Source organism: Pseudomonas sp. AC112, assembly GCF_979253545.1.
Genome location: NZ_CEEDCM010000001.1, coordinates 944,440 through 967,118 on the forward strand (window position 1 = coordinate 944,440; position 22,679 = coordinate 967,118).

The window sequence follows — 22,679 nt, forward strand, 5'->3', positions numbered from 1 at the left end:
GCCCGGTCATGCCCGGCCAATTTCTGCGAATTTGGCCTGGGTATGTTCAGCCAGCACAGCCGCCGGCAATTCAACTTCCAAGCCCCTTCTCCCCGCACTTACAAAAATCGTTGCAAAGGGTTGCGCCGTCACATCGATAAACGTGCGCAAACGCTTCTTCTGCCCCAACGGGCTGATGCCGCCCAACAGGTAACCGGTTGAACGCTGCGCCGCCGCCGGGTCGGCCATTTCGACTTTCTTGACGCCTGCCGCCTGCGCCAGGGCCTTCAGGTCCAGACTTCCGACGACCGGCACCACTGCCACCAATAATTCACCTTTCTCACTGCTAGCCAGTAAGGTCTTGAACACCTGCGCCGGGTCGAGGCCCAATTTCTCCGCGGCTTCCAGCCCATACGACGCAGCCTTGGGGTCATGTTCGTAACTGTGGATTCGATGTTCGGCGCGAACTTTTTTCAACAGGTCCAATGCGGGCGTCATGGCGGCTCCGAGGCGTGGCAAACAGATGGCCAATTCTAGGCCAAGCCCACATAAAACGCTCTAGTCCGCACTCTCTTGCGGTACACACAAAATGTGCCAAGCGTGATCATTCACCAAACCAATAGTTTGAAAGTGACCGACAGTTCACTTTCGACCTTTGACAGCCGTCATTCTTGTCTATATTTTTTCGTTTCCGAATACTGTAGGAATAGTCCCGACGTATTCGAGCAGCAGGCCGTGGCCGGGATGGGGATCCTTGCCACGGTGAAAATCGCGCAACGGCCCGTTGAGGTCGTGCGCCAGACAAGAACAACAACTGAGGTTTTCCATGACAACTGCTCTTCAACAGCCTTCACTTTCGAGCCAATGCATGGCCGAGTTCCTGGGGACTGCGCTTCTGATCTTCTTCGGTACAGGATGTGTCGCTGCGCTCAAGGTCGCGGGTGCCAGCTTTGGCTTGTGGGAGATCAGTATCATCTGGGGGGTTGGCGTCAGCATGGCGATCTACCTGAGCGCCGGTATTTCCGGGGCCCACCTCAACCCGGCCGTCAGCATCGCGCTGTGTATTTTCGCTGACTTCGAAAAGCGCAAACTGCCCTTCTATATCCTCGCTCAGATCGCCGGCGCCTTCTGCTCGGCGGCCTTGGTCTACACGCTCTACAGCAATCTGTTTTTCGATTACGAACAAACCCACCATATGGTGCGTGGCTCCCAGGCCAGCCTGGAATTGGCGTCGGTGTTCTCCACCTATCCCCATGCGCTGCTGAGCACTGCCCAGGCGTTCCTGGTGGAAATGGTCATCACCGCCATCCTGATGGGCGTGATCATGGCCTTGACCGATGACAACAACGGCCTGCCCCGCGGCCCGTTGGCCCCGCTGCTGATTGGCCTGCTGATCGCCGTGATCGGCAGCGCAATGGGCCCACTGACTGGCTTTGCGATGAACCCGGCGCGGGATTTCGGTCCCAAGCTGATGACCTTTTTCGCTGGCTGGGGTGAAATGGCCTTTACGGGCGGCCGCGATATTCCTTACTTCCTGGTGCCGATTTTCGCGCCGATTGTGGGTGCATGCCTCGGTGCTGCGGCCTATCGCGGGCTGATTGCCCGCCACCTGCCGAGCGCCGCACCTGCTATAGCTGAAGAAACACCTGACACGGCTGTCAACGGCAAGACGCGTATTTCCTGATACCGCCGGCCGGGTCCCCACTGCCTCTTTGCGGACCCGGCTGATTCCTTACTTCCTTATTTTCCGTCCAAGGCAATCGACATGACCGACATTCAGAATAAGAACTACATCATTGCCCTTGATCAGGGCACCACCAGTTCCCGCGCGATCATCTTCGATCGTGACGCCAACGTGGTCTGCACCGCCCAGCGTGAATTCACTCAGCATTACCCACAAGCCGGTTGGGTCGAGCATGACCCTATGGAAATCTTCGCCACCCAGAGTGCGGTGATGGTCGAAGCGCTGGCACAGGCCGGCCTGCACCATGACCAGGTTGCTGCCATCGGCATCACCAACCAGCGTGAAACCACCGTGGTGTGGGACAAAGTCACCGGTCGCCCGATCTACAACGCGATCGTCTGGCAGTGCCGCCGTAGCACCGAGATCTGCCAGCAGCTCAAGCGCGATGGCCACGAGCAATACATCAATGACACCACTGGCCTGGTCACCGACCCGTACTTCTCCGGCACCAAGCTCAAGTGGATCCTCGACAACGTTGAAGGCAGCCGCGAGCGTGCGCGCAACGGCGAACTGCTGTTCGGCACCATCGACAGCTGGCTGATCTGGAAATTTACCGGCGGCAAGACCCACGTCACCGACTACACCAACGCCTCGCGCACCATGCTCTTCAACATCCACACCCTGGAGTGGGACGCGAAGATGCTGGAGATCCTCGACGTACCGCGCGAAATGCTGCCGGAAGTCAAATCCTCCTCGGAAATCTACGGTCGCACCAAGAGCGGCATCGCCATCGGCGGTATCGCCGGTGACCAGCAAGCGGCACTGTTCGGCCAGATGTGCGTCGAAGCCGGCCAAGCCAAGAACACCTACGGCACCGGTTGCTTCCTGCTGATGAACACCGGCGACAAGGCGGTGAAATCCAAGCACGGCATGCTCACCACCATCGCCTGCGGCCCGCGCGGCGAAGTGGCTTACGCCCTGGAAGGCGCCGTGTTCAACGGCGGTTCCACTGTGCAGTGGCTGCGTGACGAGCTGAAGATCATCGCCGATGCCACCGACACCGAATACTTCGCCGGCAAGGTCAAGGACAGCAACGGCGTCTACCTGGTGCCAGCCTTTACCGGCCTGGGCGCTCCGTACTGGGACCCGTATGCCCGTGGCGCACTGTTCGGCCTCACCCGTGGCGTACGCGTGGATCACATCATCCGTGCAGCGCTGGAATCGATTGCCTACCAGACCCGCGACGTGCTCGACGCCATGCAACAGGACTCCGGCGAACGCCTCAAGGCCTTGCGTGTGGACGGCGGCGCGGTGGCCAACAACTTCCTGATGCAATTCCAGGCCGACATCCTCGGCACCCAGGTCGAGCGCCCACAGATGCGTGAAACCACCGCACTCGGCGCCGCCTACCTGGCCGGCCTGGCGTGCGGCTTCTGGGGCAGCCTGGACGAATTGCGCGGCAAGGCGGTGATCGAACGCGAATTCGAACCGCAGCTGGACGAAGCGGCCAAGGAAAAACTCTACGCCGGCTGGCAAAAAGCGGTCATTCGCACCCGTGACTGGGAACCGCACGAAGGCGCTGAATAAGCCAAGCGCCGGACCCATATAGGGTTGTAACTGGCAGGGAGCGGATTCCTGCGTCATCATGGGCCACTTTTGTATGGCAGCCCAAAGGACGCCCCATGAATCTGCCTCCCCGCCAACAACAAATCCTCGAACTGGTCCGCGAACGCGGCTACGTCAGTATCGAGGAAATGGCGCAGCTATTCGTTGTCACCCCGCAAACCATCCGCCGCGACATCAACCAACTGGCGGACGCCAATCTGCTGCGCCGCTACCACGGCGGCGCGGCCTATGATTCCAGTGTCGAAAACACCGCGTACGCCATGCGGGCCGACCAGATGCGCGACGAGAAACAGCGCATCGGCGAAGCCATCGCTGCGCAGATCCCCGATCACGCTTCGCTGTTCATCAATATCGGCACCACCACCGAATCCATCGCCCGCGCGCTGCTCAACCACAACCACCTGAAAATCATCACCAACAACCTCAACGTCGCCACCATGCTCAGTGCCAAGGACGACTTTGACGTGCTGCTCACCGGTGGCAATGTGCGCCGTGATGGTGGCGTGGTGGGCCAGGCGAGTGTCGACTTCATCAACCAGTTCAAGGTCGACTTTGCGTTGGTGGGTATCAGCGGTATCGATGAAGACGGCAGCCTGCTGGATTTTGATTACCAGGAAGTACGCGTATCCCAGGCGATTATCGCCAATGCACGCCAGGTGATCCTGGCGGCGGACTCAAGCAAATTCGGGCGCAACGCCATGATTCGCCTGGGCCCGATCAGCTTGGTGGACTGCCTGGTGACCGACCAGCAGCCAGTGCCGGCGCTGGTGCAGCTGTTGAGCCAGCATAAGGTTCGATTGGAAGTCGTGTAACACCCCCCACCTCGTAGGAGCCGGCTTGCCGGCGATAGCGATCTCACGGACGCGATCGCCAGCAAGCCGGCTCCTACCGTTTTATGTTCACAAATTTTCCTTTCTCGCCGCTTCGATGAGTTTTTTCAATCGAAGTCAGGTGGCTGCGCGCGCGTTTATCAGCTACCATTTTCGCAAATGAACATTAATGTTCGAATTCCAATACGAAAAGATCGCGAGGCCAGCCGATGAACCCTTCTACCTTGCCTGCCCCACCGCTTGCCGAAGTCTATGACGTTGCCGTTATCGGTGGCGGGATCAATGGCGTCGGCATTGCAGCAGACGCAGCCGGGCGCGGTTTGTCGGTATTCCTTTGCGAAAAGGATGACCTGGCCAGCCACACGTCATCCGCCAGCAGCAAGCTGATCCACGGCGGGCTGCGCTACCTCGAACATTACGAATTCCGCCTGGTGCGCGAAGCCCTGGCCGAACGCGAAGTGCTGTTGGCCAAGGCCCCGCATATCGTCAAGCAGATGCGCTTCGTGTTGCCGCACCGCCCGCACCTGCGCCCAGCGTGGATGATCCGTGCCGGCCTGTTCCTGTACGACCACTTGGGCAAACGCGAAAAGCTCGCCGGTTCGAAAAGCCTCAAGTTCGGCCCCGACAGCCCGCTGAAAAGCGAAATCACCAAAGGCTTTGAATACTCCGACTGCTGGGTCGATGACGCCCGCCTGGTGGTGCTGAATGCCATGGCCGCCCGCGAAAAAGGCGCGCACATTCACACCCAGACCCGGTGCATCAGCGCACACCGCAGCAAGGGCCTGTGGGAAATGAACATGGAACGCGCCGACGGCAGCCTGTTCTCGATCCGTGCCCGCGCACTGGTGAACGCCGCCGGCCCATGGGTCGCCAAATTCATCAAGGACGACCTGAAGCTGGACTCGCCCTACGGCATCCGCCTGATCCAGGGCAGCCACCTGATCGTGCCGAAACTGTACGAAGGCGCCCACGCGCACATCCTGCAGAACGAAGACCAGCGCATCGTCTTCACCATTCCGTACCTGAATCACCTGACCATCATCGGCACCACCGACCGCGAATACACCGGCGACCCGGCTGCAGTTGCGATCACCGAAGGTGAAACCGACTACATGCTCAAGGTGGTCAACGCTCACTTCAAGAAACAACTGAGCCGCGACGACATCGTCCACACCTACTCTGGCGTTCGCCCGCTGTGCAACGACGAGTCCGACAACCCGTCAGCCATCACGCGCGACTACACCCTGGCACTGTCCGGCGGCACGGGCGAAGCGCCGATCCTGTCGGTGTTTGGCGGCAAACTGACCACCTATCGCAAACTGGCTGAATCGGCGATGGCGCAACTGGCCCCCTACTTCACCCAGATGCGCCCAAGTTGGACCGCTACCGCCAGCCTGCCCGGCGGCGAAGACATGACCACGCCAGAAGCCTTGGCTGACGCCATCCGCAGCAAGTTCGACTGGGTGCCGAGCGAGATCGCGCGCCGTTGGTCCACCACCTACGGCAGCCGCACCTGGCGCCTGCTCGAAGGCGTGCAATCGCTGGCCGACCTGGGCGACCACTTGGGTGGCGGCCTGTACACCCGCGAGGTTGATTACCTGTGCACCGAGGAATGGGCAACCCAGCCCCAGGATGTGCTGTGGCGTCGCACCAAGCTCGGCCTGTTCACCACCCCGGAAGAACAGGACAACGTCCAGCGTTACCTGTCCAAGGTCGAGCAACACCGCGCAAAGATTGAAGCGGCCTGACCGGGCCGCCATAAAAAAGCCCCTGTGCCGCGAGGTCCAGGGGCTTTTTCATGCCTGCAGCTTCCCTCTTTCGCCATTCGGTTTTCCGAACGGCGTACACCGCACCATTCGGTTTGCCGGACCCACGCCTCGAAAACCAACCGTCACATAAAGTTAATTTTCTTATAAATCAAACAGATAACCTTTAATTCCAGGTATGGCACGACTCATGCTCTACACTCTTGGACGATTGCCTGGGACGCCTCAGGAGCCGTCACGGGCATTCGCTGTACAAGAGAGCCGTTTAGCCGGCTTCATAAAAAAAACAAATGTCGAGGAAGTATTGATGCGCATCGTTCCCCATATTCTGGGCGCAGCTATCGCTGCCGCTCTGATCAGCACTCCAGTGTTCGCCGCTGAACTCACCGGCACCCTGAAGAAGATCAACGACTCCGGCACCATCACTCTCGCTCACCGCGACAGCTCCATTCCGTTTTCCTACATCGCGGATGGTTCGGGCAAACCCGTGGGCTACTCCCACGACATTCAGCTGGCCGTCGTCGAGCAACTGAAAAAAGACCTGAACAAACCCGACCTGAAGGCCAAGTACAACCTGGTCACTTCGCAAACCCGTATTCCGCTGATCCAGAACGGCACCGCGGACCTCGAGTGCGGCTCCACCACTAACAACGCCGAACGCGCCCAGCAAGTTGATTTCACCGTCAACATCTTCGAAATCGGCACCCGCCTGCTGGTCAAGAAAGACAAGGATGGCAAGCCGAGCTACGCCGACTTCGCTGACCTGAAAGGCAAGAACGTCGTGACCACCGCTGGCACCACGTCCGAGCGCATCATCAAGGCGATGAACGCCGACAAGCAGATGGGCATGAACGTCATCTCTGCCAAAGACCACGGCGAATCCTTCCAGATGCTGGAAAGCGGCCGCGCCGTTGCGTTCATGATGGACGACGCCCTGCTGGCCGGTGAAGAAGCCAAGGCCAAGAAGCCGGACGACTGGGTCATCACCGGTACTCCGCAGTCCTTCGAAGCCTACGCGTGCATGGTTCGTAAAGACGACCCAGCCTTCAAGAAAGCAGTCGATGACGCCATCGTTGCCCTGTACAAATCCGGCGAAATCAACAAGATCTACAGCAAGTGGTTCGAGAGCCCGATCCCACCAAAAGGCCTGAACCTGAACTTCCCGATGAGCGACAAGGTTAAGGAGCTGATCGCTAACCCAAGCGACAAGCCAGCCCCTGACGTAAAAATCTGATACCTGACTAAGCTTATCTCCTGAGGGAGCCTAACCCTCCCTCAGGCGTCTGTTACTACCTGCTGGCTTTACTTTGGAACACTCGACCTGGCGGTTTTCGAGCCGATCGCGTGTGCCTGGCGTTCATCGCCAGGCGGGAATGGATTTTCCCCAAGCGGGTGCTTGTACATCGATCGATCTCGAGGGGAGACCCTAATGAATTACAACTGGGACTGGGGCGTGTTCTTCAAGTCCACTGGCGTGGGCAGCGAGACTTATCTCGACTGGTACATCGCCGGTTTGGGCTGGACCATCGCCATCGCTGTCGTGGCATGGATTATCGCCTTGCTGCTGGGGTCCATTCTGGGCGTCATGCGCACCGTGCCAAACCGCATCGTATCGGGCATCGCGACCTGCTACGTGGAACTGTTTCGTAACGTGCCGCTGCTGGTTCAACTGTTTATCTGGTACTTCCTGGTACCCGACATGCTGCCGCAGAACCTGCAGGACTGGTACAAACAAGACCTTAACCCGACCACCTCGGCCTACCTGAGCGTTGTCGTGTGCCTGGGCCTGTTCACCGCCGCCCGCGTGTGTGAGCAAGTGCGTACCGGTATCCAGGCGCTGCCACGCGGCCAGGAATCCGCGGCGCGCGCCATGGGCTTCAAGCTGCCGCAGATCTACTGGAACGTGCTGCTGCCGCAGGCTTACCGGATCATCATTCCGCCGCTCACCTCGGAATTCCTCAACGTCTTCAAGAACTCCTCCGTGGCGTCCTTGATCGGCCTGATGGAACTGCTGGCGCAAACCAAACAGACCGCCGAGTTCTCGGCCAACCTGTTTGAAGCCTTCACCCTGGCCACGCTGATCTACTTCACCCTGAACATGAGCCTGATGCTGCTGATGCGCGTGGTCGAGAAGAAAGTCGCGGTGCCCGGCCTGATCTCCGTGGGGGGTAAATAATGGAATTCGATTTCAGCGGCATCATCCCCGCCATCCCGGGCCTGTGGAACGGCATGGTCATGACCTTGCAGTTGATGGTCATGGGCGTGGTCGGCGGTATTGCGCTGGGTACGGTCCTGGCGCTGATGCGCCTGTCGTCCAGCAAACTGTTGTCCCGCGTGGCTGGCGCCTACGTGAACTACTTCCGCTCGATCCCGTTGCTGCTGGTGATCACCTGGTTCTACCTGGCGGTGCCGTTCGTGTTGCGCTGGATCACCGGCGAAGACACCCCGATCGGTGCGTTCACCTCGTGCGTCGTGGCCTTCATGATGTTCGAAGCCGCGTACTTCTGTGAAATCGTGCGGGCCGGCGTGCAGTCGATCCCCAAGGGCCAGATGGCGGCGGCACAGGCAATGGGCATGACCTATGGCCAGACCATGCGCCTGATCATCCTGCCCCAGGCGTTCCGCAAGATGACCCCGTTGCTGCTGCAACAGTCGATCATCCTGTTCCAGGACACCTCGCTGGTCTACACCGTGGGCCTGGTGGACTTCCTCAACTCCGCCCGCTCCAACGGCGACATCATCGGCCGCTCCAATGAGTTCCTGATCTTCGCCGGTGTCGTCTACTTCATCATCAGCTTTTCCGCCTCGCTGCTGGTCAAGCGTCTGCAAAAAAGGTTTGCCGTATGATCTCTATCAAGAACATCAACAAGTGGTATGGCGACTTCCAGGTGCTGACCGATTGCAGCACCGAGGTTAAAAAAGGCGAAGTGATCGTGGTGTGCGGGCCGTCCGGTTCGGGCAAATCCACCCTGATCAAGTGCGTCAACGCGCTGGAACCGTTCCAGAAAGGCGACGTGGTCGTGGACGGCACTTCGATTGCCGACCCGAAGACAGACCTGCCGAAACTGCGCTCGCGCGTGGGCATGGTGTTCCAGCACTTCGAGCTGTTCCCGCACCTGACCATTACCGAAAACCTGACCATCGCGCAGATCAAGGTGCTCGGCCGCAGCAAGGAAGAAGCCACAAAGAAGGGCCTGCAACTGCTGGAGCGCGTCGGCCTGTCGGCACACGCCCACAAGCACCCTGGCCAGCTTTCCGGCGGCCAGCAACAACGTGTGGCAATCGCCCGCGCCTTGGCCATGGACCCGATCGTCATGCTGTTCGACGAACCGACCTCGGCACTGGACCCGGAAATGGTCAACGAAGTGCTCGACGTGATGGTGCAACTGGCCCACGAAGGCATGACCATGATGTGCGTGACCCACGAAATGGGCTTCGCCCGCAAAGTCGCCGACCGCGTGATTTTCATGGACGCCGGCAAGATCATCGAAGACTGCCCGAAAGAGGAGTTCTTCGGCGACATCAACGCCCGCTCCGAACGCGCGCAGCACTTCCTTGAGAAAATCCTGCAGCACTAAAAAGCAACACTGTTTACCCTGCGGGAACGAGGTTTCTGTAGGAGCTGGCTTGCCGGCGATGAAGGCGCCTCGGTACACCTGACACTCCGAGGCGCCGGCATCGCCGGCAAGCCAGCTCCTACAAAGCCCCGGTCCTGCGTGGTTGACAGCGGTAGCTGACCCAAGGCATCTGTGATGAAATGCGACCCCAACCAATTTCGCGCCGCACCGCCATCACTTGCCGTGAAACCACGCCTGATCCGCCAACTGTTCCTGCCGCCGTTGATCATCGCCCTGATGATCGGCCTGGGTTATATCGGCTTCTGGATCAGTGAGTACTATGGCATCCGCACCCTCAGCGACACCGGCGAACGCCAGCTGGAGTTGCATGCCCGCACCGTCGAAAGCGAACTGAGCAAATACACCTACCTGCCCAGCCTGCTGGAACTGGAGTCCAGCGTCTCCACGCTGCTGGCCGACCCGAACCAGGAAACCCGCAAGACCGTCAACGATTACCTCGAAGGCCTGAACCGACGCAGTCGCAGTCGGGCCATCTACGTGATGGACACCACCGGCCGTGTGCTGGCCACCAGTAACTGGCGCGATGCCGACAGTTACCAGGGTGAAGACCTGTCCTTCCGCGCCTATTTCCAGAACGCCGTACGTGGCCAGCCCGGGCGTTTCTATGGCATCGGCAGCACCAACGGCGAACCCGGCTACTACCTGGCCCACGGCCTGGAGGAGCATGGCAAGATCATCGGTGTCGCCGTGGTCAAGGTGCGCCTCGAAGCCCTGGAAGAACGCTGGCAACGCGCGCGCCTCGAAGCCTTTGTGAGCGACGAGAACGGCATCATCATCCTTTCCAGCGACCCGGCCCGCCGCCTCAAGGCCGTGCGCCCGCTGAGCGATGACACCAAGGACCGCCTGGCCCACAGCCTGCAATATTACTGGGCGACGCTGAACGAGCTGGAGCCCCTGGCCCGAGAGCGCCTCAACGAAGGCACCGAGAAACTGACCTTTCCCGCCAACAGCGAAGTGGTCAACGACGAGCATGAAGTCAGCTACCTGGCCCAGACCCGCCCGCTCAACGATACCCCCTGGAATTTCACCCTGCTGACCCCGCTCAACGACCTGCGCCGCGCCGCGATCAACCAGGGCATCCTGGTGGCGGTCGCGTTTGGCCTGGTGGCGTTTTTGCTGATTGCCTGGAACGAGCGTCGCAAGGTCATCGCCACCCGCCTCGCCGCGCGCGAAGCCCTGCAAGAAGCCAACAGCCAGCTGGAGCGGCGGATTGCCGAACGCACCGCCGACCTGCGCGCCAGCAACGAACGGCTCAAGGGCCAGATCCGTGAACGGCGCCAGGCCGAGGAAACCCTGCGCCGCGCCCAGGATGAACTGGTGCAGGCCGGCAAGTTGGCGGCCATCGGCCAGATGTCGACCAGCATTGCCCACGAATTGAACCAGCCCCTGGCCGCGCTGCGCACCCTGTCCGGCAACACCGTGCGCTTCCTCGAACGTGGCGCCCTGGATACTGCCAGCGCCAACCTCAAGACCATCAACGAACTGATCGACCGCATGGGCCGCATCACCGCCAGCCTGCGCTCCTTCGCCCGACGCGGCGACGACCAGGGTGAAGCCAGCCTCGCCAAGGCGGTGGACGCCACGTTCCAGGTACTCGGCGCACGCCTGGACAGCCTGCCACTGACCCTGCATCGCGACTTTTCCAACGCCCAACTGCAAATCGACCAGACGCGCCTGGAGCAGATCCTGGTCAACCTGATCGGCAATGCCCTCGACGCCATGCAAGCCCAACCGGCTCCCGAACTGTGGCTGGAAGGCAGCACCGTCGACGGTAAATACCGCCTGCAAGTGCGCGACAATGGCCACGGCATCGACCCCGAGGCGCGCAAGCATTTGTTCGAACCGTTCTTCACCACCAAACCCGGCGAGCAAGGCCTGGGCCTGGGCCTGACCCTGTCCGCCAGCCTCGCAGCAGCCACCGGCGGCAACCTCGCCGTGGAGCACCCGGCCAGTGGTGGAACGGCCTTTGTCTTGTGCCTGCCGTTGGCGGGCGCTCAAAAAGCTGAGTCGACATGAATACAGACGCTACAGCCCTTAAAGACGACCTCACCGTACTGATCGTCGAAGACGACCCCCATGTACTGCTGGGCTGCCAGCAAGCCCTGGCCCTGGAAGACATTCCCAGCGTCGGTGTGGGCAGTGCCGAAGAAGCGTTGAAGCGTATCGGCGAGAACTTCGCGGGCATTGTGATCAGCGATATCCGCCTGCCGGGCATCGACGGCCTGGAGTTGCTCACGCGCCTCAAGGCCCTGGATAAAAGCCTGCCGGTGGTGCTGATCACCGGGCATGGCGATATCTCCATGGCCGTCGGCGCGATGCGCAACGGCGCCTACGACTTCATGGAAAAGCCCTTCTCCCCCGAACGCCTGGTCGACGTCGCCCGCCGCGCCCTGGAACAGCGTGGGCTGGCGCGGGAAGTCTGGTCGCTGCGCCGCCAACTGGCCGAGCGCGATTCGCTGGAAGGCCGCATCATTGGCCGTTCGCCGGCCATGCAAAACCTGCGCGAGCTGATCGCCAATGTCGCCGACACCTCGGCCAACGTGCTGATCGAAGGCGAGACCGGCACCGGCAAGGAACTGGTCGCACGCTGCCTGCATGACTTCAGCCGACGTCACTCCCACCAGTTCGTCGCCCTGAACTGCGGCGGGCTGCCGGAGAACCTGTTCGAAAGCGAGATTTTCGGCCACGAAGCCAACGCCTTTACCGGTGCGGGCAAGCGTCGCATCGGCAAGATCGAACACGCCCACGAAGGCACGCTGTTCCTCGACGAAGTGGAAAGCATGCCGATCAACCTGCAGATCAAACTGTTGCGCGTGTTGCAGGAACGCACCCTCGAACGCCTGGGCTCCAACCAGAGCGTCGCGGTGGATTGCCGGGTGATCGCCGCCACCAAGTCCGACCTCGACGAACTGAGCCGCGCCAGCCAGTTCCGCAGCGACCTGTACTACCGCCTCAACGTGGTGACCCTGGAACTGCCGCCCCTGCGCGAACGCCGCGAAGACATCCTGCAACTGTTCGAACACTTCCTGCAGCAGTCGTCACTGCGTTTTGACCGCAGTGTGCCGGAGCTGGACAACCAGACCCTGTCCAGCCTCATGAGCCACGACTGGCCCGGCAACGTGCGTGAACTGCGCAACGTGGCCGAACGCTTCGCCCTCGGCCTGCCCGCCTTCAAGAAAAGCGGCGCCAGCAGCGGCAGCCAGGGCCTGGCCTTTACCGAGGCGGTGGAAGCCTTCGAGCGCAACCTGCTCAACGACGCCCTGCAACGCAGCGGCGGCAACCTGACCCAGGCCAGCCAGGAACTGGGGATGGCCAAGACCACGCTGTTCGACAAAGTCAAAAAATACGGGTTGAGCCACTGATGGATCTGGTATTGAAGGCCGCCCTTGGCGCGGCAGTGGTGTTGATCCTGGCCGCGCTGGCCAAGACCAAGAACTACTACATCGCAGGCCTGGTGCCGCTGTTTCCGACCTTTGCGTTGATCGCCCACTACATCGTCGGCAAGGGCCGTTCGGTGGACGACTTGAAGACCACGATCCTGTTCGGGATGTGGTCGATCATTCCGTACTTCGTGTACCTGGCGACGTTGTATGTGATGGTGGATCGGATGCGATTGGAAGCCTCACTTGCCGTAGCGGCGGTGGCGTGGTTGATGGCCGCGACGATACTGGTCAGCATCTGGGTCCGCGTTCACGCCTGACCCAACACGGTCAAAACTGTGGGAGCGGGCTTGCTCGCGAATGCGGTGGTTCAGTTGGAACATATTTGACTGACACACCGCTTTCGCGAGCAAGCCCGCTCCCACATTTGAACCTCAGGGTATCAGCGGACGATCTTGTCGACCTGGATGCCCAGCTTCTTTAGGCGATACCAGAAACTGCGCTCGGAAATCCCGATCTTCGCTGCCGCCGCAGCCTGCACGCCATTGCTCTCCTGCAACGCCGCAAGTATGTAGGCCTTCTCCACCTCCGCCAGCGCCGCGTCCAGGTCCTGGGGAATCCCCGGCCCGTCACTGAGGATCGCCGTCACACCGCTCTCGCTCGGCTTCGATGCAAACAGGTAACCCGGCAAGTCGATGTCCTCGATCACCGGCGACGCCGCCACGATGGTCGCGCGCTCCACGCAGTTCTGCAGTTCACGGATATTGCCCGGCCAGTGATACGCCGCCATGGCCTGCAGTGCCTCCGCGCTGAAGCCGGTGATGCGTTTGCCGGCGGTGGCACTCAGGGTCTGGGCGAAGTGGCGGGCCAGCGGCGCAATGTCTTCCACCCGCTCACGCAGGGCCGGCAACGGGATCGGGAACACGTTGAGGCGGTAATACAAGTCTTCGCGAAACTCCTTGTTGGCCACCGCTTCCAGCAGGTTCTTGTTGGTGGCGGCGATCACCCGCACGTCCACCTTGCGTTCGCGGGGATCGCCCACCGGTTCGATCACACGCTCCTGCAATGCGCGCAAAATCTTGGCCTGCAGCGCCAGGGGCATGTCGCCCACTTCGTCGAGAAACAGCGTGCCCTTGTCCGCCTGCTGGAAGCGCCCTACCCGGTCAGCCACGGCCCCCGTGAACGCGCCTTTGCGATGGCCGAACATTTCGCTTTCCAGCAGCCCTTCCGGGATGGCCGCGCAGTTGACCGCCACGAAGGGTTTGTCGGCGCGGCTGCCGTGCTTGTGGATGGCGCGGGCAACCATTTCCTTGCCGGTGCCGCTTTCGCCGGTCAGCAGGATGGTAGCGCTGCTGTCGCGCACCGAGTCCACGGCTTGCAGCACTTTGCGAAACGCCGGGCTGTCGCCCACCAGGCTGTCGAACTGCGCGTGTTCATCCAGCTCGGCACGCATGCGCGCGTTGTCGCGCATGATGTCGCGAAACTGCAGGGCCTTGGCCACGGTGATGTCCAGCTCGTCGATGTCGAACGGCTTGGCGATGTAGTCGTAGGCGCCGTTGCGCATCGACTGCACCGCGTTTTTCACCGTGCTGTAGGCGGTCATCACGATCACCGGCACATGGGGGTAACGCACCTTGATCTCGGCGAGCAGCGCCGGCCCGTCCATGCCGGGCATGCGCCAGTCGCTGATTACCAGGTCGATGTCTTCCTGCTCCAGCACCTTGAGCGCGTGCAGGCCGTTGCCGGCGATAAACACCTGCACATCGTTCTGGCCCAGGGCCGACGCCAGCAGGTCGCAGAGCTTGGGTTCGTCGTCGACTACCAGAATGTTATGCGTCATGACTGTCCTCGTCGTCTTCGCCAATCGCCGGAATGTACAGGCTGAAGGTGGCGCCGGCATCTTTCTCACTGGCACATTCGATGCTGCCGTCGTGACTTTCCATGATCGAATAGACTTTGGCCAGGCCCAGGCCGGTGCCAGAGGCCTTGGTGGTGACGAATGGCGTGAAGATACGCTCGATCATTTCCGCCGGGATACCTTGACCAGTGTCGGCGATGCTGATCACGGTGTTGTCGTCCAGCGTGCGAATGCCCAGGGTCAGGCGCCCGCCTTCGGGCATCGCGTCGATGGCGTTGAGGATCAGGTTGAGGCACGCCTGCTTGAGCTGCTTGGTGTCCGCGTAGATCGTCGCCCCCGGCGCCTGGTCATCGATGTGCGCGTCGATGTTATGGGTGGCCAGTTCCGGGGCGCAGAAACCGAGGATTTCCTCCACCAACGGGCGCGCAGGCTGCAACACGCGCAGCGGCGGGTTGGGCTTGGCGAAGTCGAGGAACTCGGTGATCAGGTCGTTGATGCGGCTGACTTCACTGATCACGTATTCCAGGTGGCGCTTGTCGGTATCCGCCAGGTCGGCGCGGCGGTGCAGCAACTGTGTGGCCGTCTTGATGATGCCCAGCGGGTTGCGGATTTCGTGGGCCAGGCCCATGGCGACTTCACCCAGGGCATGCAGGCGATCACGCCGGCGCAGCTGGGCTTCGAGGTAATGCAGCTCGCCCAGGCGCTCGGTCATATGGTTGAAGGTGCTGCTCAACTGCGCCAGCTCGTCGCCGCCGCTGACCACCACGCGGTGCGCGTAATCGCCGGAGATCACCGCGCTCACGCCTTGGGACAGGTCTCGCAGCGGCTTGGTCAGGCGCCGCGACACCAATACCCCTGCCGCCAGCGACAGTGCCGAGCTGAGCAGGAAGATCAGCACGAACAGATTGCTCTGGTTCACCAGCCCCACCAGGCTGGTGTGGCGCAGCAGGCCGCTGAAAATCACGCCCTGCAAGTCGCCGGCGTCATTGAAGATCGGCCAGTACAACCCACTGTAGTTATTGGTGAACTGCTCGCTGGGCTGCTTGGTGCTGCGCATCGCGGTTTCGACGCTCTTGGGGATGCGCGAGGGGTGATCCTCGAAGCGCTGGGTCGAGAAGATTTCGGAGAACCCGTCGGGGTTGGCCAGGTACAGGCGCAGGTCGAGGGAATGCACATCGGCCACGCTGGTGAGGAAACTGCTGTCCAGGTACGTGGCCACCAGCAGCAGGTAATCGACGCCGTCCTGGGTGGTCTCGAAGGTAGACACCACGATCCCGGTGCTCACCCCGGCCACCTGCACGGTCTGCAACACCGCGTTGCTGGTCAGGCTGATCTGTTTGACGATGTCGTCGGAGGCGGTGCTGAACACCAGCTTGTGGTCGCTGACGCGGATCAGCGCGACCACGTCGATGTCCGTGGCATCGGCAATGTCGGCAGTCAGCCGGTCGTGCTTGGCCGCCTGCCGGTTAGAGGGCGGGCTGGTGTAGCGCAGGAACAGCTTGGCCATGCGCGCGTTGTCATGAAGGATGTCGCCGATTTCGTCCTTGACGATCTTGGTCGACTCCTGCAGCCAGATGCGCACGTTGCTGTCGAAGATCTGCGACAGCGTGGTGGCGGCCAGCTCTGCCGCGATCATGGTGGGAATCACGCTGACCAACCAGAACGCCAGCACCAGCTTGCGCTGGACGCTCCAACGCGAAATGGCAAAGGGGCGGGCTTTCTGGCGGGTCTTGGTGATCATCAGGTTTCGCTTATCGCAGCAGCCATGGCAGGGTCGGAACGGTCCGGTCGAATAAACAGTTTTACAAGCTTGAGCAGGCCGTTGACCAGCCGGTTGCGGTGGCGAAAAAACACACTGTTGCCCTGGAACTCGCAGCCCAGGCGCAGCTTACTGGCATACCCGGCCTGCCCGCACTCATACAGCGCAATATTGTGTTGAATACAGTAGTCGACATTGGTCAGCCAACTGCGGAAGTACAGGTTGTAGTCGCGGGTGAACGCGACGTCATGCCCGAAAAACTTGTCCACCAGCCGGTGTTCATCCACCAGGATCAAGTTGAACGCCACCAGTTGCGCGTCCACCCAGTAAAGAACACAGACCGCGCGCTCATCAAGCCGTTCGAGCACCGAGGTGAAGTAGCCGGCGGGCAGCCGCTCGAACTGCAACTCGGCACGCGTGAGCGTGGCCTCGTACAGGCGCATGACCTCGGGCAGCACGTCGTCGATGTTACGCCGCCATTCTACCCGCGGGCCCGGCGCGCGCAGCTTGCGGCGCAGGTCCTTGCGGGTGGATTTGCCCAGCGAGCCCAGGTAGGCATCCACCGAACCATAGGGCAGCGGCAACACGCCCGTGGGCAGGCTCGGCATGCTTTGGAAGCTCGCCGCCCGGCAACTCTCGAGCCAGTGCGGGTCTTTGCTCGGCGCATCCTTGACCGCCACCAGGCCGATGCCAAAGTCATCGGCATCCCGGCGCGCGGCCTGCAGCAGGTGCTGGAGCAACAGCGGGCGGCTCGCCTGCGGCACGCCACTGGCGAACCCAGCGTCGCAGCGTTCGGCCACCGGCGAACCGAGGGCATACAGCCCCAGTTGCAACAGCCCCGGCCACAATCGCTCCACGCGCTCGGTCAAGCGCTTGCCGGCGCCCGACACCGTCGTGTCGAGGCGATAATGAGTGATGAACGCGGCAGCCACCGCCACCAGCGTTCCATCCTGGTAAACCGCCAGGTAGCGCCATTGGAAATCAGCAATGGCAGCGTTTTCTACGGCGACGTAGTAGTCCCAGTCCTCCAAGGCACCCGGGAAACAGTCGTTCCAGGCACTGCGCTGGATGGCCCGGATGGTCGGGAAGGCTTGGGCGGTAATCACATCGGTCCCTTATTTCTGTAGTGAGTGGGCTTGTCGAATCGTCGCACCGCCCGCGCTGGGGGGGCGAAGCCGCCCCATTTCCGAAGCTGAGTTTTTCCAGTTAAACCGCAATTGCAGTTTTTAGGGCGGCTTCGCCACCCAGCGCGGGCGATGCGGCGACCCGACAAGCCCGCTCACTACATAGAGCTCGCTCGTTGATGAACGCTGCACTCAACTCGATCACCCGGCGGTACTGCAGGTCGACGGTGATCATGTGGTAGCAGTTGTCCAGCAGGATCTTGGTGACTGGCCCGCCGAGGTGGCGCTCCACGTAGTCGGCGTTCCAGCGGCTGGTGATGTCATCCTCGATGGAGTGCAATACCAGCGCCGGCACCTTGATCGAGGGCATGCGTTTTTTGACCTCGGCGTTCATCCAGTGCAATTCGCGTACGGTCACGCCTTCCATCGTCAACAAGCCCGCTTCGCTGCTCTCACCTTCTTTCATCTGTCGTTCAACGATGGCGCGCAGGCGTTCGTTCTTGATGCCGTAAGGTGGTTTTTCGGTAAAGCGGAACAGGCGTACGCCGAACGGGATACGGATGAGCAACGGCGTGATGAACGCCATTTTGTTGATGCTCCAACCGTCGTACTTGAGCGTGGTGGAGTACATCAATAGCCCGGCGACCTGGCCCGGATGCTCCGAGGCCACGTACATCGACATCACCGCGCCCATGGACAAGCCACCGACAAACACCTGCTCATGCCGCTGTCGCACTTGCACGAAGGTCTTGCGCACGCCTTCGTACCAGTCGCGCCAGCCCGTGGCTTGCAGGTCGCTGTTGTCGCCGCAGTGCCCGGCCAGGGTAGGCACGTACACCGTGCAGTTGCCCGCCTTGGCCAGGCCCTTGGCGACCTGGCGCAATTCCGTCGGGGTGCCGGTCAGGCCGTGGATCAACAGGATCCCGACCGGACCTTCACCGAGAACGAAGCCGGCATCACCTTCACCGAGGTCGATCTCTGCTGTGTTCACCGGTTGGTCGCCCGCACCAGCAGTTGCTCAAGCAGCTTCAGGCCCAGTTCGATTTCCGGGTAGCTGATTTCCAAGGACGGTGCCAGGGTGATCACGTTCTTGTAGTAACCGCCCACGTCGAGGATCAGCCCGAGTTTCTGGCCGTCTACCACCATGTCGCCCTTCATGCCTTCTTCGACCATGTAGTCCAGGGTCGCCTTGTCGGGCGTGAAACCATCCGGGCCGCAGATTTCACAGCGCAGGGCCAGGCCCAGGCCGTCGACGTCGCCGATGATCGGGAAACGTTTCTGCAGGTCTTGCAGGCCTTCGAGGAAGAATTTGCCCTTGGCCATGACCATCGCGCCGTAGTCGACTTCATTGGTCATCTTGAACATTTCCAGGCCGACCGCCGTGCCCAACGGGTTGGAGGCGAAGGTGGAGTGGGTGGAACCTGGCGGGAAGATCTTCGGGTTGATCAACTCTTCACGGGCCCAGATGCCGCCCAGCGGGTTGAGGCCGTTGGTCAGGGCCTTGCCGAACACGATCACGTCCGGCTGCACGTCGAAGTGCTCGATCGACCACAACTTGCCGGTGCGGTAGAAGCCCATCTGGATTTCGTCGGACACCATCAGGATGCCGTGCTGATCCAGCACCTGCTTGAGTTCGCGGTAGAAGTTCATCGGTGGGATCACGTAGCCGCCGGTGCCCTGGATCGGCTCGACGTAAAACGCGGCGTATTCGCTCTGGCCGACTTTCGGGTCCCACACACCGTTGTATTCGGTCTCGAACAGGCGGGCGAATTGCTGCACGCAGTGGCTGCCGTATTCTTCCTTGGTCATGCCTTTAGGGCCACGGAAGTGGTACGGGAACGGAATGAACTGCGCACGCTCGCCGAAGTGGCCGTAGCGGCGACGGTAGCGGTAGCTGGAGGTGATCGACGAGGCGCCGAGGGTACGCCCGTGATAGCCGCCTTCGAAGGCGAACATCAGGCTCTTGCCGTTGGTGGCGTTACGCACCACCTTCAGGGAGTCTTCGATGGACTGCGAACCGCCGACGTTGAAGTGCACGCGACCGTCGAGGCCGAATTTCTTCTTGGCGTCTACCGCGATCATTTCCGACAGCTCGATCTTGCCCTTGTGCAGGTACTGGCTGGCGATTTGCGGCAGGGTGTCGATCTGCTGTTTCAGCGCATTGTTCAAGCGCGGGTTGGCGTAGCCGAAATTGACCGCCGAGTACCACATCTGCAGGTCGAGGTAGGCCTGGTCTTCGGTGTCCCACACGTAGGAGCCTTCGCAACGGCTGAAAATACGCGGCGGCTCGATGTAGTGGACGGTGTCGCCGTAGGAGCAGTATTTAGCTTCTTTATCCAGAAGGATCTGGTCTTCGGCGGTAGCGATACGGATATCAGACATGGTGGAAGAGTTCCTGGTTGTCAGCAGCAGTAAAGGAGGTGGCGTTGGCGGCGATGCCTTGCGGCAGTCGGGCCAGCAGCGCAGGCAGTTCGGCAAAGGTGTCGAAGCGTGCGTGAGGAATGTTGTTGGCTTCGCAGTACTTGGCGAGGCTGCCTTTGGCGAACACGAAGTCAGCGGTGGAGGCCACGCACATGTCGGACTTGCCGTCGCCGATCACCAGCACGCGCTTGTTGCGCGGCGTGGACTTGCATTTGCAGTTGCCGGAGGCGGCACGGCAGGCGTCACTGGAGTACGGGAAGTCGATGCGCCAGCTGTTCTGGTCGACCTGGCGCAGGCGGTTGGCGAGGATCGGCAGCAGGGTCACGTAGTTGCGTGACAGAATCCGCGCAATGCCCTGCTCGATGCCGTCGCTGACCACTTCGATGGACGCACCCAGGCCGATCACGTGGTCGACGAAGTCCGGGAAGTCCGGGTCGATCTCGACGCTGTCGAAATACGCCAGCAGCTCGGAGGGAGTGGCCTTGATCAGCGCCAGTTGGCGGCTCAGGCATTCGCGTGAACCGATATGCCCATCCAGCCATTCCTGTTCGATGGTTTCCCACTCGGGGCCGGCGAAGCGTTGGAGGACGTTGTCGATGACATCGGTGGGGGTGATGGTCCCGTCGAAGTCACACACGATATGCCATTGGATCATCGTTGTTTACCTTGGAGGAGCGCGCTGTGTGCGCTTGCAAAAAGGTGTAGAGCAGGGACTGTGCCAACTGGCGCAAGCCCAGCGGGGCTGGGGCTTAGCTCGGCTTAGAGGGTGATTTGTGTCGCAGGAGCTACAATTTTTGTAGCTTGCTACAAACAAGATGAGTGCTTGCACGAGCCCGACGCTTTGCGCGTTCATGCGCACGTAATCAATCAAGGAACAGTGACCATGTTGAGGATCACTTGCGCTGCACTGGCCGGTTTACTGGGCCTCTGGAGCGTTTCGAACGCGGCTCAGGCCGACGGTATCACCGGCGACGTCGGCGCAGGCGTCAGTTACCAGCCCCATGACCCTACCGGCAGCCGCTACGAAACGCGGCCCGTTCCCTACGTCGATCTGGACTGGGGCACTGTCAGCCTGAGTACCGACGACGGCCTGACCTGGAGCGCCCTGGACAGCTACGGCTTTACCGCCGGCCCGTATATCAATTACCTGCAGGGGCGCACCTCGAACGGCTCGCTGCAGGGTTTGCGCAATGTGTCGGACATGGCCGAGGTAGGCGGTTTCGTTCAGTACGCACCGGCTGATTTCTGGCGGGTCTATGCACAGCTGGGCCAGGCCGTCGGCGGCGGCCATTCGCAGAGCGGCGCGCTGGGCAAGGTCGGCGGCGAACTGGGCTACCCGTTGGGCAGCGGCGTGATCGGCAGCAGTGGCCTGGTGGCGCACTTCGCCGATGCCCGCCAAACCCAGACGTTTTTCGGCGTGGATGACAACGAGGCAGCCGCTTCGGGCTTTCGGCCGTACAACGCCAGCGGCGGCTTCCAGAACGTGACGCTGACCCAGAGTTTCGAGTTTCCCCTGGCGGCCAAATGGTCGTTGCTGACCAGCGCGAGCTGGGTGCATCTGGTGGGCTCGGCGGCAGACAGCAGCATCGTCCGGCAGACCGGCGATGTGAACCAGGGCCAGGTGCAGACGGCCATCAGCTACACATTCGATTGAGGTTGGTCTGGGGTTTGCAATGAGGTGCTGGAATCCATTTTTCCAGGACACTCTTCATGGCTCGCCCCGCTTACCGCCTGCTGCATCACTCGCTCTGGGACCTGGTGCCAATCGCCCTGGGCCTGGCGCATTTCGCCTTTGTCATCTGGCTGGTTGTCGCCTTCCATAGCCTGAGCTGGTGGGCGCTGGTGCCCTTGGCACTGATCTACGCGATCAGCTTGTCGTGGAGCATCAACAGCATCTCCCACAACCAGATCCACAACGCCTACTTCACCCATCGCGCGATGAACCGGGCCTTCGACCTGCTGCTGTCGGTGACCATCGGTTTTTCCCAGACGCTCTACCGCGATATCCACAACCGCCATCACCGTGGTAACGCCGACCTGCCGGGCCCGGATGGCACAACCATCGACCCGCTGTCGATCTACCAGCGCGGCCACAATGGCCAACCGGAAAACCCGTGGGCCTATACCTTCCTGAGTTTTTTCCGCGACGATCCCAAGCCGTTCTATGACGAGATGAAGCGCAAGCGCCCGGCCGATGCACGCTGGGTCAAAGTCGAGATCATCGTGACGGTGGCGTTCTATATCGCCCTGGCGTACTACAACTGGCAGGCGGTGCTGTGGCTGTTGCCGTTCTGGTACCTGGGCCAGTGCCTGTCGTCGCTCAATGGCTACTACGAACACTTCGGCGGCAACCCGGACTTGCCGATTGCCTGGGGCGTGAGTTCCTACAGCGTGCTGTACAACCTGATCTGGATGAACAACGGCTACCACGCCGAGCACCACTACCGGCCGAAGATGCACTGGACCAAGGTGAAGGCGTTTCATCGGGAGATTGCCGAGCAACAGCGTGAGGCGGGGGTGAAGCAGCTTCCAGTGTCACACGGGTTGGGCTTTCTGGTGGCGCACAGAAAACCCTGACTCGCCACTAACCCCTGTGGTGAGCAGGCTTGCCCTG

General features: G+C 61.2%; 21 protein-coding genes. 13 read left to right on the forward strand and 8 right to left on the reverse strand.

Annotated features, from left to right (window positions below):
* Positions 1 to 6 precede the first annotated feature (6 nt).
* Together ybaK and AC0IYN_RS04560 are read right to left on the reverse strand one after the other, a co-directional pair.
* Positions 7 to 477 carry a Cys-tRNA(Pro) deacylase gene (ybaK, locus tag AC0IYN_RS04555; protein ID WP_406599741.1) on the reverse strand — a complete coding sequence of 157 codons (471 nt, stop codon included), beginning with the start codon at positions 475 to 477 and terminating at the stop codon, positions 7 to 9.
* A gap of 177 nt (positions 478 to 654) precedes the next feature.
* Positions 655 to 807, reverse strand: coding sequence for a hypothetical protein (locus AC0IYN_RS04560; RefSeq protein WP_406599742.1), 153 nt, complete (start codon positions 805 to 807; stop codon positions 655 to 657).
* On the opposite strand from AC0IYN_RS04560, the gene AC0IYN_RS04565 reads away from it, so the two are divergent.
* The 11 genes from AC0IYN_RS04565 to AC0IYN_RS04615 all read left to right on the forward strand — a co-directional run bounded on the left by AC0IYN_RS04565 (position 806) and on the right by AC0IYN_RS04615 (position 13,223).
* Entirely contained in the window at positions 806 to 1,663 is an 858-nt protein-coding gene (locus AC0IYN_RS04565) for an MIP/aquaporin family protein (protein ID WP_012722481.1), read from the forward strand. The two genes, AC0IYN_RS04560 and AC0IYN_RS04565, sit on opposite strands and share 2 nt — an antisense overlap.
* Positions 1,664 to 1,744: 81 nt before the next feature.
* On the forward strand, positions 1,745 to 3,250 hold the full coding sequence (gene glpK / locus AC0IYN_RS04570) for a glycerol kinase GlpK (protein WP_471840656.1): 1,506 nt from the start codon (positions 1,745 to 1,747) through the stop codon (positions 3,248 to 3,250).
* A 95-nt stretch (positions 3,251 to 3,345) separates the two neighbouring features.
* Complete coding sequence (locus AC0IYN_RS04575; RefSeq protein ID WP_025856881.1) at positions 3,346 to 4,101, forward strand: DeoR/GlpR family transcriptional regulator; 756 nt, start codon at positions 3,346 to 3,348, stop codon at positions 4,099 to 4,101.
* A 227-nt stretch (positions 4,102 to 4,328) separates the two neighbouring features.
* On the forward strand, positions 4,329 to 5,867 hold the full coding sequence (glpD, locus tag AC0IYN_RS04580) for a glycerol-3-phosphate dehydrogenase (protein ID WP_471840657.1): 1,539 nt from the start codon (positions 4,329 to 4,331) through the stop codon (positions 5,865 to 5,867).
* 325 nt (positions 5,868 to 6,192) lie between these two features.
* Positions 6,193 to 7,119, forward strand: a complete 927-nt coding sequence (locus tag AC0IYN_RS04585) for a glutamate/aspartate ABC transporter substrate-binding protein (protein ID WP_010212760.1) — start codon at positions 6,193 to 6,195, stop codon at positions 7,117 to 7,119.
* A 195-nt stretch (positions 7,120 to 7,314) separates the two neighbouring features.
* Positions 7,315 to 8,061: an amino acid ABC transporter permease gene (locus tag AC0IYN_RS04590; RefSeq protein ID WP_025856885.1), complete on the forward strand. Its 747-nt coding sequence runs from the start codon at positions 7,315 to 7,317 to the stop codon at positions 8,059 to 8,061.
* Positions 8,061 to 8,732: an amino acid ABC transporter permease gene (locus AC0IYN_RS04595; RefSeq protein WP_406599744.1), complete on the forward strand. Its 672-nt coding sequence runs from the start codon at positions 8,061 to 8,063 to the stop codon at positions 8,730 to 8,732. Before AC0IYN_RS04590 ends, AC0IYN_RS04595 begins: the two co-directional genes overlap by 1 nt.
* Entirely contained in the window at positions 8,729 to 9,463 is a 735-nt protein-coding gene (locus AC0IYN_RS04600) for an amino acid ABC transporter ATP-binding protein (protein WP_034102398.1), read from the forward strand. Before AC0IYN_RS04595 ends, AC0IYN_RS04600 begins: the two co-directional genes overlap by 4 nt.
* Before the next feature lie 174 nt (positions 9,464 to 9,637).
* Positions 9,638 to 11,539 carry a two-component sensor histidine kinase AauS gene (gene aauS, locus AC0IYN_RS04605; protein WP_471840660.1) on the forward strand — a complete coding sequence of 634 codons (1,902 nt, stop codon included), beginning with the start codon at positions 9,638 to 9,640 and terminating at the stop codon, positions 11,537 to 11,539.
* Entirely contained in the window at positions 11,536 to 12,885 is a 1,350-nt protein-coding gene (gene aauR, locus AC0IYN_RS04610) for a two-component response regulator AauR (protein ID WP_078047110.1), read from the forward strand. Before aauS ends, aauR begins: the two co-directional genes overlap by 4 nt.
* Positions 12,885 to 13,223, forward strand: coding sequence for a GlpM family protein (locus AC0IYN_RS04615; protein WP_028619050.1), 339 nt, complete (start codon positions 12,885 to 12,887; stop codon positions 13,221 to 13,223). The genes aauR and AC0IYN_RS04615 overlap by 1 nt, the downstream gene beginning before the upstream one ends.
* Positions 13,224 to 13,345: 122 nt before the next feature.
* On the opposite strand, the gene AC0IYN_RS04620 is transcribed toward AC0IYN_RS04615, so the two are convergent.
* The 6 genes from AC0IYN_RS04620 to AC0IYN_RS04645 all read right to left on the reverse strand — a co-directional run bounded on the left by AC0IYN_RS04620 (position 13,346) and on the right by AC0IYN_RS04645 (position 20,720).
* Complete coding sequence (locus AC0IYN_RS04620) at positions 13,346 to 14,743, reverse strand: sigma-54-dependent transcriptional regulator (protein ID WP_406598632.1); 1,398 nt, start codon at positions 14,741 to 14,743, stop codon at positions 13,346 to 13,348.
* Positions 14,733 to 16,502 carry a sensor histidine kinase gene (locus AC0IYN_RS04625; RefSeq protein WP_471840662.1) on the reverse strand — a complete coding sequence of 590 codons (1,770 nt, stop codon included), beginning with the start codon at positions 16,500 to 16,502 and terminating at the stop codon, positions 14,733 to 14,735. Before AC0IYN_RS04625 ends, AC0IYN_RS04620 begins: the two co-directional genes overlap by 11 nt.
* Positions 16,502 to 17,626: a GNAT family N-acetyltransferase gene (locus tag AC0IYN_RS04630; RefSeq protein WP_457240316.1), complete on the reverse strand. Its 1,125-nt coding sequence runs from the start codon at positions 17,624 to 17,626 to the stop codon at positions 16,502 to 16,504. Before AC0IYN_RS04630 ends, AC0IYN_RS04625 begins: the two co-directional genes overlap by 1 nt.
* A gap of 100 nt (positions 17,627 to 17,726) precedes the next feature.
* Positions 17,727 to 18,635 (reverse strand): alpha/beta hydrolase, encoded by a 909-nt coding sequence (locus AC0IYN_RS04635; RefSeq protein WP_406598629.1) that lies wholly within the window; start codon positions 18,633 to 18,635, stop codon positions 17,727 to 17,729.
* The gene (locus AC0IYN_RS04640) at positions 18,632 to 20,026 is read right to left on the reverse strand and encodes an aspartate aminotransferase family protein (RefSeq protein ID WP_046034430.1); all 1,395 of its coding nucleotides are present in this window, start codon (positions 20,024 to 20,026) and stop codon (positions 18,632 to 18,634) included. Before AC0IYN_RS04640 ends, AC0IYN_RS04635 begins: the two co-directional genes overlap by 4 nt.
* On the reverse strand, positions 20,019 to 20,720 hold the full coding sequence (locus AC0IYN_RS04645; RefSeq protein ID WP_178954707.1) for an MtnX-like HAD-IB family phosphatase: 702 nt from the start codon (positions 20,718 to 20,720) through the stop codon (positions 20,019 to 20,021). Before AC0IYN_RS04645 ends, AC0IYN_RS04640 begins: the two co-directional genes overlap by 8 nt.
* A gap of 228 nt (positions 20,721 to 20,948) precedes the next feature.
* Between AC0IYN_RS04645 and AC0IYN_RS04650 the strand changes: the two genes are divergently transcribed.
* A complete protein-coding gene (locus AC0IYN_RS04650) occupies positions 20,949 to 21,719 on the forward strand; it encodes a MipA/OmpV family protein (RefSeq protein ID WP_471840663.1) in 771 nt (256 codons plus the stop codon).
* Positions 21,720 to 21,775: 56 nt separating this feature from the next.
* Entirely contained in the window at positions 21,776 to 22,642 is an 867-nt protein-coding gene (locus AC0IYN_RS04655; RefSeq protein ID WP_457248327.1) for a fatty acid desaturase family protein, read from the forward strand.
* The last annotated feature ends 37 nt before the right edge of the window (positions 22,643 to 22,679 follow it).